The organism is Pseudomonas frederiksbergensis, from assembly GCF_003732665.1.
Lineage (GTDB): Bacteria > Pseudomonadota > Gammaproteobacteria > Pseudomonadales > Pseudomonadaceae > Aquipseudomonas > Aquipseudomonas frederiksbergensis_G.
Genome location: NZ_MOBP01000015.1, coordinates 168,977 through 181,741, shown reverse-complemented (window position 1 = coordinate 181,741; position 12,765 = coordinate 168,977). Strand labels below are relative to the sequence as shown.

At 58.8% G+C, this 12,765-nt stretch carries 13 protein-coding genes; all 13 read left to right on the top strand.

Annotation, left to right across the window (positions count from 1 at the left end; all coding sequences use genetic code 11):
- Positions 1 to 112 precede the first annotated feature (112 nt).
- Entirely contained in the window at positions 113 to 943 is an 831-nt protein-coding gene (gene fleN / locus BK665_RS24600) for a flagellar synthesis regulator FleN (RefSeq protein ID WP_003222917.1), read from the top strand.
- Positions 940 to 1,680 (top strand): RNA polymerase sigma factor FliA, encoded by a 741-nt coding sequence (fliA, locus tag BK665_RS24595; protein WP_007894214.1) that lies wholly within the window; start codon positions 940 to 942, stop codon positions 1,678 to 1,680. Before fleN ends, fliA begins: the two co-directional genes overlap by 4 nt.
- A 168-nt stretch (positions 1,681 to 1,848) precedes the next feature.
- Complete coding sequence (locus BK665_RS24590; RefSeq protein ID WP_003183998.1) at positions 1,849 to 2,220, top strand: chemotaxis response regulator CheY; 372 nt, start codon at positions 1,849 to 1,851, stop codon at positions 2,218 to 2,220.
- Between the two features lie 22 nt (positions 2,221 to 2,242).
- Positions 2,243 to 3,031, top strand: a complete 789-nt coding sequence (locus BK665_RS24585; protein ID WP_123409169.1) for a protein phosphatase CheZ — start codon at positions 2,243 to 2,245, stop codon at positions 3,029 to 3,031.
- 36 nt (positions 3,032 to 3,067) lie between these two features.
- Entirely contained in the window at positions 3,068 to 5,308 is a 2,241-nt protein-coding gene (locus tag BK665_RS24580; RefSeq protein ID WP_123409168.1) for a chemotaxis protein CheA, read from the top strand.
- 49 nt (positions 5,309 to 5,357) lie between these two features.
- The gene (locus BK665_RS24575; RefSeq protein ID WP_123409167.1) at positions 5,358 to 6,485 is read left to right on the top strand and encodes a protein-glutamate methylesterase/protein-glutamine glutaminase; all 1,128 of its coding nucleotides are present in this window, start codon (positions 5,358 to 5,360) and stop codon (positions 6,483 to 6,485) included.
- Positions 6,485 to 7,225 (top strand): flagellar motor protein, encoded by a 741-nt coding sequence (locus BK665_RS24570; protein ID WP_054049369.1) that lies wholly within the window; start codon positions 6,485 to 6,487, stop codon positions 7,223 to 7,225. Before BK665_RS24575 ends, BK665_RS24570 begins: the two co-directional genes overlap by 1 nt.
- 15 nt (positions 7,226 to 7,240) lie before the next feature.
- On the top strand, positions 7,241 to 8,131 hold the full coding sequence (gene motD / locus BK665_RS24565; protein ID WP_123409166.1) for a flagellar motor protein MotD: 891 nt from the start codon (positions 7,241 to 7,243) through the stop codon (positions 8,129 to 8,131).
- A gap of 43 nt (positions 8,132 to 8,174) precedes the next feature.
- Entirely contained in the window at positions 8,175 to 8,963 is a 789-nt protein-coding gene (locus tag BK665_RS24560; protein WP_123409165.1) for a ParA family protein, read from the top strand.
- 115 nt (positions 8,964 to 9,078) lie between these two features.
- Complete coding sequence (locus BK665_RS24555; RefSeq protein WP_123409164.1) at positions 9,079 to 9,966, top strand: CheW domain-containing protein; 888 nt, start codon at positions 9,079 to 9,081, stop codon at positions 9,964 to 9,966.
- A gap of 87 nt (positions 9,967 to 10,053) precedes the next feature.
- Positions 10,054 to 10,539 (top strand): chemotaxis protein CheW, encoded by a 486-nt coding sequence (locus BK665_RS24550; protein WP_008155806.1) that lies wholly within the window; start codon positions 10,054 to 10,056, stop codon positions 10,537 to 10,539.
- On the top strand, positions 10,540 to 10,932 hold the full coding sequence (locus BK665_RS24545) for a DUF2802 domain-containing protein (protein ID WP_123409163.1): 393 nt from the start codon (positions 10,540 to 10,542) through the stop codon (positions 10,930 to 10,932).
- Between the two features lie 356 nt (positions 10,933 to 11,288).
- Complete coding sequence (locus BK665_RS24540) at positions 11,289 to 12,227, top strand: tyrosine-type recombinase/integrase (protein ID WP_123409162.1); 939 nt, start codon at positions 11,289 to 11,291, stop codon at positions 12,225 to 12,227.
- Positions 12,228 to 12,765: the final 538 nt, after the last annotated feature.

Below are 12,765 nucleotides of genomic sequence, written 5' to 3'. Positions count from 1 at the left end.
CTAATGAACAGTTTTTGTACCTACATCGATGGTCTGCCATGCATTGTTCAGTTAATGAACGCGCAGCCAGTAATGTGGCCTCCGTCTATGCAAGACAAGGTAAAGAAATAACATGGGCAGCATGCATCCCGTACAGGTGATCGCGGTGACCGGCGGCAAAGGTGGCGTCGGGAAGACTAACGTGTCAGTGAACTTGTCCCTGGCTCTAGCAGAGCTTGGCCGACGCGTCATGCTGCTGGACGCCGACCTGGGTCTGGCGAACGTCGACGTTCTGCTGGGACTGACTCCCAAACGTACCCTGGCCGACGTGATCGAAGGCCGCTGCGAGCTGCGCGACGTTCTGTTGCAAGGCCCTGGCGGTATCCGTATCGTCCCGGCCGCGTCCGGCACCCAGAGCATGGTTCATCTGAGCCCGGCCCAGCATGCCGGCCTGATCCAGGCCTTCAGCGATATCGGCGATAACCTCGATGTATTGGTCATCGACACCGCTGCGGGTATTGGTGACTCGGTAGTCAGTTTTGTCCGCGCCGCGCAAGAAGTGTTGCTGGTGGTGTGCGATGAGCCGACCTCGATTACCGACGCCTACGCCCTGATCAAATTGCTCAACCGCGATTACGGCATGAACCGCTTCCGCGTCCTGGCCAACATGGCCCAGAGCCCGCAGGAAGGTCGCAACCTGTTCGCCAAGTTGACCAAGGTCACGGACCGCTTCCTCGACGTCGCCCTACAATACGTCGGCGCCGTGCCTTACGACGAAAGCGTGCGCAAGGCCGTGCAGAAGCAGCGTGCCGTCTACGAAGCCTTCCCGCGCTCCAAGTGCGCCCTGGCGTTCAAGGCGATTGCGCAGAAAGTCGACACCTGGCCGCTGCCGGCCAACCCGCGCGGGCACCTGGAATTTTTCGTCGAGCGTCTCGTGCAACAGACCGCAGGACCCGTCCTATGACAGCCAGTGGCTACAACCTCTACAAGAAGTCGGCACGTGATGCGCAGTACGAGCTGATCGAGCGTTACGCGCCACTGGTCAAACGCATTGCTTACCACTTGCTGGCGCGTTTGCCGGCCAGTGTTCAGGTGGAAGATCTGATTCAGGCCGGGATGATTGGCCTGCTTGAAGTGTCGACCAAATACGACGCCAGCAAAGGCGCGAGTTTCGAGACGTACGCGGGCATTCGAATCCGTGGCGCGATGCTCGATGAAGTACGCAAGGGGGACTGGGCACCACGTTCGGTCCACCGCAATACCCGCATGGTCAGCGACGCAATTCGCTCGATTGAAGCTAAAACCGGCCGTGATGCTAAAGATCACGAGGTTGCGGCCGAACTCCAATTGAGTCTCGACGATTATTACGGGATTTTGAACGATACCTTGGGCAGCCGCCTGTTCAGTTTCGACGACCTGTTGCAGGACGGCGAACACGAAGGGCTGCACGAGGATGGCGCCAGTGCTCATCTGGAGCCGTCACGCGATCTGGAAGATGAACGCTTCCAGGCTGCATTGGCGGACGCGATTGCCAATTTGCCGGAGCGTGAGCGACTGGTGTTGGCGCTGTACTACGACGAAGAGCTGAACCTCAAGGAAATCGGTGAGGTCCTGGGTGTCAGCGAATCCCGTGTCAGCCAGTTACACAGCCAGTGCGCGGCCCGTTTGCGGGGGCGTTTGGGGGAGTGGCGAGCGCGCTGAAGGCAGTGTGGGGACACTGCGAACGAGGCTGGTGTGGTGTTGAACTGCAGCGGTCTCGATCTGTTGTGCTCCAGACAGTCATTTGAGTGCTTTGCCGGATTGATTGAAATGGCGCGTCCAGGTGCTGGGCGCGTTTAAGACTGCTTGGAGGTCGAATTGGACAAGAACATGAAAATCCTCATCGTTGATGACTTCTCAACGATGCGGCGGATCATTAAAAACCTGTTGCGTGACCTTGGGTTCACCAACACGGTCGAGGCTGATGATGGCACCACTGCCATTCCGGTCCTCAACAGCGGCAGCATCGACTTTCTGGTAACAGACTGGAACATGCCGGGCATGACCGGTATCGACCTGCTGCGCCACGTGCGCGCCGATGAAAAACTCAAGCACTTGCCAGTGCTGATGGTGACCGCTGAAGCCAAGCGCGAACAGATCATCGAAGCGGCCCAGGCCGGTGTTAACGGCTATGTGGTCAAACCCTTCACGGCCCAGGCGTTGAAAGAAAAAATCGAAAAGATTTTCGAACGCATCGGTTGAGTAACTGCGCCACGGGGGAGCTATGGACCACAACGAATCTTCACAGGGCGATTTTGAGTCGACCCTGAAAAAACACGCGGTCGAACTGGTCGAAAGCCTTGAAAAAGGCAGGTTCGGCGACGCTGTGCAACTGATCCATGAGCTCAACCAGACCCGTGACCGCGGCCTGTACCAGGAAGTGGGCAAGCTCACTCGTGAGCTGCATAGCGCGATCGTCAATTTCCAGATTGACCCGAACATGCCGCAAGCCGAGGAAGTCTCGCAGATCACGGACGCTACCGAGCGCCTGGGGTATGTGGTCAAGCTGACCGAGGCCGCAGCCAACCGCACCATGGACCTGGTGGAAAACGCCACGCCGCTGGTCAATGGCCTGAGCACCGAAGCCCAGGCCTTGAGCGCCGACTGGGGACGCTTCATGCGCCGCGAAGTCGGGGCTGAAGAGTTCCGCGAACTGGCCCGCCGGGTCGACGGTTTCCTGACGCGCAGCAGCGCGGACAATCGCACGGTGTCGAGCAACCTCAACGACATTCTGCTGGCCCAGGATTACCAGGACCTCACCGGTCAAGTGATCAAGCGCGTGACCCAATTGGTCACCGAAGTTGAAAGCAACCTGCTCAAGCTCGTGCTCATGGCCAGCCAGGTAGACCGCTTTGCGGGTATCGAACATGACCGTGAAGCGATGCTGGCTGAAAAAGATCCACAAAAACATCTCTCGCAGGGTGAAGGTCCGCAGATTCATGCCGATAAAAGAGAAGATGTTGTGTCCGGTCAGGACGATGTGGACGATTTGTTATCCAGTCTTGGATTTTAGGTTTTTTAGGTTTTAGACCTTAGGAGCACCCCCTTAATGAGCTTCGGCGCCGATGAAGAGATCCTTCAGGATTTCCTGGTTGAGGCCGGCGAGATTCTAGAGCAACTGTCCGAGCAACTGGTCGAGCTGGAAAGTCGACCGGATGATGCGGATTTGCTCAATGCAATTTTTCGCGGTTTTCACACTGTAAAAGGGGGCGCCGGCTTCCTCCAGCTCAATGAGCTGGTGGAGTGCTGTCACATCGCCGAGAACGTGTTCGACATCCTGCGCAAGGGTGAACGACGCGTCGACTCGGAACTGATGGACGTAGTTCTCGAAGCGCTGGATGCGGTGAACGGCATGTTCACCGAAGTCCGCGAACGCAGCCCGATCACGGCCGCCACTCCAGAATTGCTTGAAGCCTTGGCCCGTCTGGCCGAGCCGCAATCCGCCGACGCAGCCCCGGTTGCCGACGTAGTGGAAGAACCCGCCGCCGAGAGCGAATCGGGCGACATCACCGATAACGAATTCGAACAACTGCTGGACTCGCTGAACGCCGTCAAGGCCCAGGCCGAAGCCCCGGCGGCTGCGCCAGCGCCGAGCAGCAATGCGGCGGCCAGCGACGAAATCACCGATGCCGAGTTCGAGTCATTGCTCGATCAGTTGCACGGTAAAGGTCAGTTCGCGGTGGATGCCGTGGCAGCCCCGGCGGCACCGGCAGCCAAGGCCCCGAAAGCGGCCGGCGACAGCTCGGACATCACCGACGACGAATTCGAAGCCCTGCTCGATCAGCTGCACGGCAAGGGCAACTTTGCCGTTGATGCGCTGGAATCGGCCATTGCTTCGGCACCGGCCCCGGCTGCACCCACCGCTAAGGCGGCCGGTGGCGATCTGATCTCCGATCACGAGTTCGAATCGCTGCTCGACGAATTGCACGGCAAAGGCAAGTTCACCGAAGTCGGCACCGGCACTGTGGTCACAGCGCCCGTCGCCAAGGCACCCGCGCCGGCAGCGAAACCTGCGGCCAAAGCGCCAGAACCTAAAGCTGAAGCGCCGAAACCGGCGGCAGCAGCGGCACCGGCTCGCGCCGCGCCTTCTGCGCCGCCAGCGGAAAAACCGGCCAGTGAAGCCGAGACCACCGTGCGGGTTGATACCGCGCGTCTCGACGAAATCATGAACATGGTGGGCGAACTGGTACTGGTGCGTAACCGCTTGGTCCGTCTGGGCCTCAACAGCGGCGACGAAGCCATGTCCAAGGCTGTGTCGAACCTCGACGTGGTCACGGCCGACCTGCAAACCGCGGTCATGAAGACCCGGATGCAACCGATCAAGAAAGTCTTCGGGCGCTTCCCGCGCCTGGTTCGCGACCTGGCTCGCCAGCTCAAGAAAGAGATCAACCTGGAATTGGTCGGCGAAGAAACCGACCTCGACAAGAACCTCGTCGAGGCCCTGGCCGACCCGTTGGTCCACTTGGTGCGCAACTCGGTCGACCACGGTATCGAAGAGCCGACCGAACGCGAAGCGATGGGCAAGCCACGCAGCGGCAAGGTGATTCTGTCCGCCGAACAGGAAGGCGACCACATCCTGCTGTCTATCTCCGATGACGGCAAGGGCATGGACGCTGACGTTCTGCGCGGTATCGCGGTCAAGAAAGGCTTGATGGACAAGGATGCGGCGGACCGTCTCAGCGAGTCGGATTGCTTCAACCTGATCTTCGCCCCGGGTTTCTCGACCAAAACCGAGATCTCCGATGTGTCGGGTCGTGGCGTGGGCATGGACGTGGTGAAAACCAAGATCGCCCAGCTCAACGGCACCATCAATATCTACTCGACCAAGGGCAAAGGCTCGAAGATCGTGATCAAGGTCCCGTTGACCCTGGCGATCATGCCGACGCTGATGGTCATGCTCGGCAACCAGGCCTTTGCGTTCCCGCTGGTGAACGTCAACGAGATCTTCCACCTCGACCTGTCGCGCACCAACGTGGTGGACGGTCAGGAAGTGGTGATCGTGCGGGACAAGGCGCTGCCCTTGTTCTACCTCAAGCGCTGGCTGGTCAGCTCCGCCGCTCATGAAGAGCAGCGCGAGGGCCATGTGGTGATCCTTTCGGTGGGCACCCAGCGGATCGGCTTTGTCGTCGATCAACTGGTGGGCCAGGAAGAAGTGGTCATCAAGCCATTGGGCAAAATGCTCCAGGGAACCCCGGGCATGTCCGGCGCCACCATCACCGGTGACGGCCGCATCGCGCTGATTCTCGATGTCCCGAGCATGCTCAAGCGTTACGCCGCACGGCGTATTTGATTCTGCCGCAGCGGGGCGACAACGCCCCGCTGCGTCTAACGGAGTGTTTATGGTAGTCAAAGTCCTGGTGGTGGACGATTCGGGGTTTTTCCGCCGCCGCGTCTCGGAAATTCTTTCAGCGGATCCGAACATCCAGGTTGTCGGTACGGCGACCAACGGAAAAGAGGCGATCGATCAGGCCCTGGCCCTCAAGCCAGACGTGATCACCATGGACTACGAGATGCCGATGATGGATGGCATCACGGCAGTGCGGCACATCATGCAGCGCTGCCCGACCCCGGTCTTGATGTTCTCCTCGCTCACGCACGAAGGCGCCCGGGTCACCCTGGATGCGCTGGACGCCGGTGCGGTGGACTTCCTGCCGAAGAATTTCGAAGACATCTCCCGCAACCCGGAGAAGGTCAAGCAACTGCTGTGCGAAAAGATCCTGAGCATTTCGCGCAGTAACCGTCGCGCCAATACCTACACCGCACCGGCCCCGGTGGCTGCTCCGGCACCAGCGCCTTCGAGCGTCAGCAGCTACGCCAGCACGGCGCCTGCGCGTCCGGCCCCGGCAGCGTTGCCGACCCGTGCGCCAGCGGCTTCCAGCCCATCGTCGCCCGCGCCGAAACGCAAAGCCTACAAACTGGTGGCCATCGGTACGTCCACCGGCGGCCCGGTTGCCCTGCAACGGGTGTTGACCCAATTGCCGGCCAACTTCCCGGCGCCAATCGTGTTGATCCAGCACATGCCGGCGGCCTTCACCAAGGCCTTCGCCGAACGCCTGGACAAGCTGTGCCGCATCAACGTCAAGGAAGCCGAGGATGGCGACATCCTGCGTCCGGGCCTGGCGTTGCTGGCACCGGGTGGCAAGCAAATGATGATCGATGGCCGTGGCGCGGTGAAAATCCTGCCCGGCGACGAGCGTCTGAACTACAAACCGTGCGTGGACATCACCTTCGGTTCGGCGGCCAAATCCTACGGTGACAAAGTTCTGGCGGTGGTGTTGACCGGCATGGGCGCCGACGGTCGCGAAGGCGCGCGTCTGCTCAAGCAGGGCGGCAGCGCGATCTGGGCTCAGGATGAAGCCAGCTGCGTGATCTACGGCATGCCGATGGCCATCGTCAAAGCCGATCTCGCCGACGCGATTTACAGCCTCGACGACATTGGCAAACACCTGGTTGAGGCTTGTATCTGATGGATGTACTGAGCCTTATCGGGATCATCATGGCGTTCGTCGCCATCATTGGCGGCAACTACCTTGAAGGCGGTCACCTCGGCGCTCTGGCCAACGGCCCGGCGGCGTTGATCGTCATTGGTGGGACCGTCGGTGCGGCGCTGTTGCAATCGCCGATGAGCGCGTTCAAGCGCGCCATGCAGATCCTTGCCTGGATCCTGTTTCCACCCCGTGTGGATCTGGCTGGTGGCGTCGATCGCGTCGTGAACTGGAGCCTGACCGCCCGCAAGGAAGGCTTGCTCGGTCTGGAAGGGGTGGCCGACGCCGAACCGGACAACTACTCGCGCAAAGGCCTGCAACTGCTGGTCGATGGCGCCGAGCCGGAAGCAATTCGCAGCATCCTGGAAGTGGATTTCTACACCCAGGAAAGCCGCGACATCGAGGCCGCCAAAGTCTTCGAAAGCATGGGCGGTTACGCGCCGACCATCGGCATCATCGGCGCCGTCATGGGCCTGATCCACGTCATGGGCAACCTCGCCGATCCGTCGCAACTGGGCAGCGGGATTGCCGTGGCGTTCGTCGCGACCATCTACGGCGTGGCCAGTGCCAACCTGGTGTTGCTGCCGGTAGCGGCCAAGCTCAAGTCCATCGCGTTGCGTCAGTCGCGTTATCGCGAAATGTTGTTGGAAGGGATTCTGTCGATCGCCGAAGGTGAAAACCCTCGCTCTATTGAGTTGAAGCTTCAGGGCTTCATGGATTGATGGGAGACATGGACCATGGCACGTCGTCGCCAACCTGAAGAACATGTAAACCATGAACGCTGGCTGGTTTCCTACGCCGACTTCATCACCTTGCTGTTTGCGTTCTTCGTGGTCATGTACTCGATCTCTTCGATCAACGAAGGCAAGTACAAGGTCATTTCTGAAGCGTTGATCGGCGTGTTCACTGATTCGGATCGTGCCCTCAAGCCGATCCCGATTGGTGAAGAGCGCCCGGTGACCGTGACCCCGGCCAAGCCGCTGGTCAAGGACGCCGAGCAGGTTGACGCCGGCATCTCAGGTGCCAGCGATCCGCTCAAAACCATTGCCGATGACATCAGCGCCGCGTTCGGCGACTTGATCAAGTCCAACCAGATGACCATTCGCGGCAACGAGTTGTGGGTCGAGATCGAACTCAACTCCAGCCTGTTGTTCGGCAGCGGCGATGCCATGCCCAGCGACATGGCGTTCAGCATCATCGACAAGGTCGCGGCGATCCTGAAGCCGTTCGATAACCCGATCCACGTCGAAGGCTTTACCGACGATCAACCGATCCGCACCGCGCAGTACCCGACCAACTGGGAACTGTCCTCGGCCCGTTCGGCGAGCATCGTGCGCATGCTCGCGATGCAGGGCGTGAACCCCGGGCGCCTGGCCTCGGTGGGCTACGGTGAATTCCAGCCAGTGGCCAACAACGCCACGGCGGAAGGCCGGGCGCGCAACCGTCGGGTGGTGCTGGTGGTTTCGCGAAATCTCGATGTACGCCGCAGCCTTACGGGCACCGGAACCGCCAATGCGAAACCGGATGCCGCGTTGAAGCGCGCTGGCACACAAACTGCACCGACCCCGGTCAAGTCGCCGGTACGAGAGAGCGCCGTCAATTCTCCGTCACCCGCATTAACACATTGAGCTATTTCTCGGTCGAGCTGATCGACCGGGAGGAACAATCCGAATGAGAGTCTGGGCAGTTGCCAATCAAAAGGGTGGTGTTGGTAAAACCACTTCCTCTATCGCTTTAGCCGGGTTGCTGGCCGAGGCGGGCAAGCGCGTGGTCATGGTTGACCTGGACCCGCACGGCTCGATGACCAGCTATTTCGGCTACGACCCTGACACCCTGGAACACAGCTGCTACGACCTGTTCCTGCACAAGGGCAGCGTGCCTCACGGCTTGCCCGGCCAGTTGCTGATGCCCACCAGTCACAACAATATTTCCTTGTTGCCGTCGAGCACCGCGCTGGCGACCCTTGAGCGTCAGTCGCCAGGCCAGAGTGGCCTGGGCCTGGTGATCGCCAAGAGTCTGGCGCAATTGTGGCAAGACTTCGATTACGCGGTGATCGACAGCCCGCCGTTGCTCGGTGTGTTGATGGTCAACGCCCTGGCTGCGAGCCAGCAGTTGGTGATCCCGGTGCAGACCGAACACCTGGCCGTCAAAGGCCTTGAGCGCATGGTCAACACCCTGGCGATGATCAACCGTTCGCGCAAACAGGCGTTGCCGTTCACCATCATCCCGACACTGTTTGACCGCCGCACCCAGGCCTCCCTCGGGACCTTGCGCGTGCTGCGCGACAAGTACCCGGAAGAAATCTGGCAAGGCTACATCCCGGTGGACACCCGCCTGCGCGATGCGAGCCGGGCAGGGGTCACGCCTTCGCAGTTCGACGGCAAGAGCCGTGGCGTCCTCGCCTACCGAGCGCTGCTCAAGCACCTGCTGGCTGCACAACTCGTCCCGGCGGTGGCCTGATGAACCTGATTTCTGTAGGAGCGAGGCTTGCCCGCGAAGGCAGCACCTCGGTCTTAACCGTTAAACCGCGTTATCGTTCTTCGCGGGCAAGCCTCGCTCCTACACAGGTGTGCGCATGAACCGGCCGGTGAAGGTGACTTCGCGTCCGCAATTGGCGCTCCAGTCTTATCTGGACAGCTTGCTGATGGAGGCGACTGAAGAGCTGCCGCCGGAAGTCGAGGCGGTGGCTGAAGTCATCGAGGTTGTCGAAGCGGTCGAGGTTGAAGCGGCGCTGGATGAGTTCCAGTTGGCGGTGCTTGAAGAACAGGCCCGTGATGCGCGTCCAGCGGCTGCCGTTGCTGCGCCGGACGTGGCGCCAGTGATTGCCAAAGCGCCAGTCGCCCTGATCGAAGCCCCGGCCCCGATCCTGGCGCCGGTGTCGACCATCGCGCCGCTGCTGCAAGCCTTGGTGCCGCCCGTCGTTGAAGTTCACCTGCCACCGAGCAACACGCCGCCACCGGTGGAAACCGATGATCGTCCGTCCTGGGCCGCCGAGCCGTTCGAATGCCTGTTGTTCGACGTCGCCGGGCTGACCCTGGCCGTGCCGTTGGTGTGCCTGGGTTCGATTTATTCCCTGGCCGGCCACGAGCTGACGCCGTTGTTCGGCCAGCCGGAGTGGTTCCTCGGGATCCTGCCGAGCCAGGCCGGCAACCTGAAGGTCCTGGATACGGCGCGCTGGGTCATGCCGGACCGTTATCGCGATGATTTCCGCCAGGGCCTGCAATACGTTATTTCGGTGCAGGGCTATGAGTGGGGGCTGGCGGTGCATCAGGTCAGCCGCTCGTTGCGTCTGGACCCGAACGAAATCAAATGGAGAAGTCATCGAGGTCAGCGGCCATGGCTCGCCGGCACGGTGATTGAGCACATGTGTGCATTGCTGGACGTTTCCGCACTGGCCGAGTTGATCGCCAGCGGCGGGGCAAAGCACATGGGCGGCAGTAAGCCGCTACACAAATCGACATAGCAGCCGACATAACAAGTAGGCGACGGCATTGTTGAATGCCGCCAACAGAACACACACCGCCAGAAGCGGTTTTTTGAGGGGTCAGGTATGAGTAATCAGGCGACGAATGCAAAAGGTTCTGAAGATCCGATCCTGCAATGGGTGACCTTCAAACTGGACAACGAAACCTACGGCATCAACGTGATGCGCGTTCAGGAAGTCCTGCGTTACACCGAAATCGCCCCGGTCCCGGGTGCCCCGAGCTACGTGCTGGGCATCATCAACTTGCGCGGTAACGTGGTCACCGTGATCGACACCCGTCAGCGCTTCGGCCTGATGAATGCCGAGATCAGCGACAACACCCGTATCGTCATCATCGAAGCCGACAAGCAAGTGGTCGGGATCATGGTCGACAGCGTGGCCGAAGTGGTTTACCTGCGTCAGTCGGAAATCGAGACCGCGCCGAACGTCGGTAACGAAGAGTCCGCCAAGTTCATCCAGGGCGTGTGCAACAAAAACAACGAACTCCTCATCCTGGTCGAACTCGACAAGATGATGAGCGAAGAAGAATGGTCGGATCTGGAGAACATCTGATTGATTCTTGAGGTTGCAGTCATTGTCCTGTTCCTGTTTTGGGCAGGCACGCTGGCGATGTTCCTGGCCTACATCCGTAGCCAGCGAGTGATCGCTGCGCAACAGGCCGAGGGCGATGCGCTGCGCGATCAGCGCATCAAAGACCTGGCCAAGCGCGTCGACAACTACCAGAGCGGCAACGTGCGCATGGGTGAAGATCTGCACGAACTGCGCGCGGTGGTCAGCCCGTTGCCGGACAAACTGGCCCAACTGGAACAGCGCGACCCGTCGAGCCTGTCGTTCGCCCAAGCGGCGCGACTGGTGGGCATGGGCGCTACTGTTGATGAACTGACTCAGTCCTGCGGCTTGACCCAGGCTGAGGCGGAGTTGATGCGTAAGTTGCACAAGAACTGATCAATAAAGAATCGTAGCTTTTGGCGACGCCTTCCGGATATTCACGGTAGACGTTGCTGAAAACTGCGATTTTTTTTTGCCTGGGCGTTGAACATACAGAGCATTTTGGAAGACTTGAAAGTCGTACTGGTTAGTACATTATTGGCTTCCTTAGCGCAAAAAGCCCTTTGCAGTATTTAATATTTAAATTGTAGTGAGATTTTTACCGGGTAGCGCCAGGGTTATCTTTATTTGGTCGGGCGCGGTGTTGATTTAAAAGATTTCAAATGATAGTTTGCCCGCCTCGATTTTGTTGTGTGTCTTACCTGATACATGACATTGGGATATCCATAACAATAATTCAAGGATGATCGGGGATGTTGTCGGACAAGGCGTGCATGGATGCCGCACCCAGGGAGAGACTCTATCGTCTCCATGATGGTCGGGGCCTGTATCTTGAAGTGAAGTCCACGGGTGTAAAAGCGTGGCGTTATCGGTTTACGCTACACGCCAAGGCTTCGATGTATGCACTGGGTAACTATCCCGAACTAAGCCTGGAAGACGCACGTCTGGCATGTGATGCTGCCCGCCATCAGGTAGAGCGCGGTATCAATCCGGCTCATTTGCGCAAATCCGAAAGAATTAAACATATCCTTGATGCCTCCCAGACGTTTGAGGTAATGGCTGAGCGTTGGCTGGCTTCTCGTCCCTGGGCGCCAATTACCAAAATCAGACGACTTTCATTACTGCAAAAAGTAGCTTTCCCGATTATTGGTAAACACCCCGTATCTGGCATTACCTGCGACCATATTCGTTTTATTGTCGATGCGGCGGTGGAGCGCGGTGCGATCAGTGTGGCGCTGCAAGTGGGGCGCACCATCAATGCCATTATCGAGTTTTCACTGCAGCACCGAGGGGTATTCCATCAATTCCCGGCGTCGTACTTTAACGCAGGGCACGCGAAGGCTCAGGTGTTACCCGGTCGCGACGTGACCTTGACTGAGTACGAGGCGCGACAACAAAAGCTGAAGTTTCGTTGTTATGCCGAGCTGCAAAAGCTGAGTTCATGCGGCACTCAGACGCTCTCGATGGCGCAGTGGCCCGAGTTCAAGCTCGATCAGCAAGTCTGGGAAATACCGGCGCAGCGCAGTCCGACGGGAGATCAGTTGTCCCTGAGCCTTCCTACGTCGGTGGTGGGGTTGTTGAAAGAGCTGGCGGATATCATCGGCCCGCAACGCTACGTGTTTCCCAACAAACACCGCAATGGTCCCATGTCTGTGCGCTCCTTGAAGCAAGGCCTCAAAGTACTGTCCTGATTTTCAAGGCTCGCCTTTTTCAATCAAAACTATTTTCATTCCTTGTGTTGTATCAACAGGCGGGGGGGGGGCTCGGCGCCTGCCTGTTATTTTTTAACTTGATTAATAAGAATGCAGCGCCGTCTCTATGCAGTGCGGTCTTGTTTGTTCGCCTCAAAAAAGTGCATTTTCCTCGGGCGTGGATTAAAAGAGGGCCGTTAATTCGCGGGTGGTTACTGCTTGATCCTGTTGGATGTTCTCAGATTGGCTGGGTGTCAATTGTGGTGGGTTTTTAGATGGCGTTCCAGTCGAGTATCAGGACGAGTACAAATGTGTTCTAAGTTGATCAGGGGCTCTATTTTGCTGGGGCTCGCGAGGGGTGAACTGTTCCGCGTGCAATTCCAATACAAGAACTGTATTGAGGGCTAATAGATGGCTCAAAAAAAACAATTGAATGTCTCCAGAATCAGGGGTTTTCTTCTGTTGTGAATTGAAATATCTTTTGCCCCGGGATGATATCTGCAACATAAACAGCATCGACCATCGAATGCTGAAAAAT

Bases quoted from the DNA above. Each gene is read 5' to 3' on its own strand.
- motD (WP_123409166.1), top strand. From the start codon at position 7,241: ATGGCACGTCGTCGCCAACCTGAAGAACATGTAAACCATGAACGCTGG.
- BK665_RS24560 (WP_123409165.1), top strand. From the start codon at position 8,175: ATGAGAGTCTGGGCAGTTGCCAATCAAAAGGGTGGTGTTGGTAAAACC.
- BK665_RS24550 (WP_008155806.1), top strand. From the start codon at position 10,054: ATGAGTAATCAGGCGACGAATGCAAAAGGTTCTGAAGATCCGATCCTG.
- BK665_RS24540 (WP_123409162.1), top strand. From the start codon at position 11,289: ATGTTGTCGGACAAGGCGTGCATGGATGCCGCACCCAGGGAGAGACTC.
- BK665_RS24590 (WP_003183998.1), top strand. From the start codon at position 1,849: ATGAAAATCCTCATCGTTGATGACTTCTCAACGATGCGGCGGATCATT.
- BK665_RS24555 (WP_123409164.1), top strand. From the start codon at position 9,079: ATGAACCGGCCGGTGAAGGTGACTTCGCGTCCGCAATTGGCGCTCCAG.
- fleN (WP_003222917.1), top strand. From the start codon at position 113: ATGGGCAGCATGCATCCCGTACAGGTGATCGCGGTGACCGGCGGCAAA.
- BK665_RS24580 (WP_123409168.1), top strand. From the start codon at position 3,068: ATGAGCTTCGGCGCCGATGAAGAGATCCTTCAGGATTTCCTGGTTGAG.
- BK665_RS24575 (WP_123409167.1), top strand. From the start codon at position 5,358: ATGGTAGTCAAAGTCCTGGTGGTGGACGATTCGGGGTTTTTCCGCCGC.
- BK665_RS24585 (WP_123409169.1), top strand. From the start codon at position 2,243: ATGGACCACAACGAATCTTCACAGGGCGATTTTGAGTCGACCCTGAAA.
- BK665_RS24570 (WP_054049369.1), top strand. From the start codon at position 6,485: ATGGATGTACTGAGCCTTATCGGGATCATCATGGCGTTCGTCGCCATC.
- fliA (WP_007894214.1), top strand. From the start codon at position 940: ATGACAGCCAGTGGCTACAACCTCTACAAGAAGTCGGCACGTGATGCG.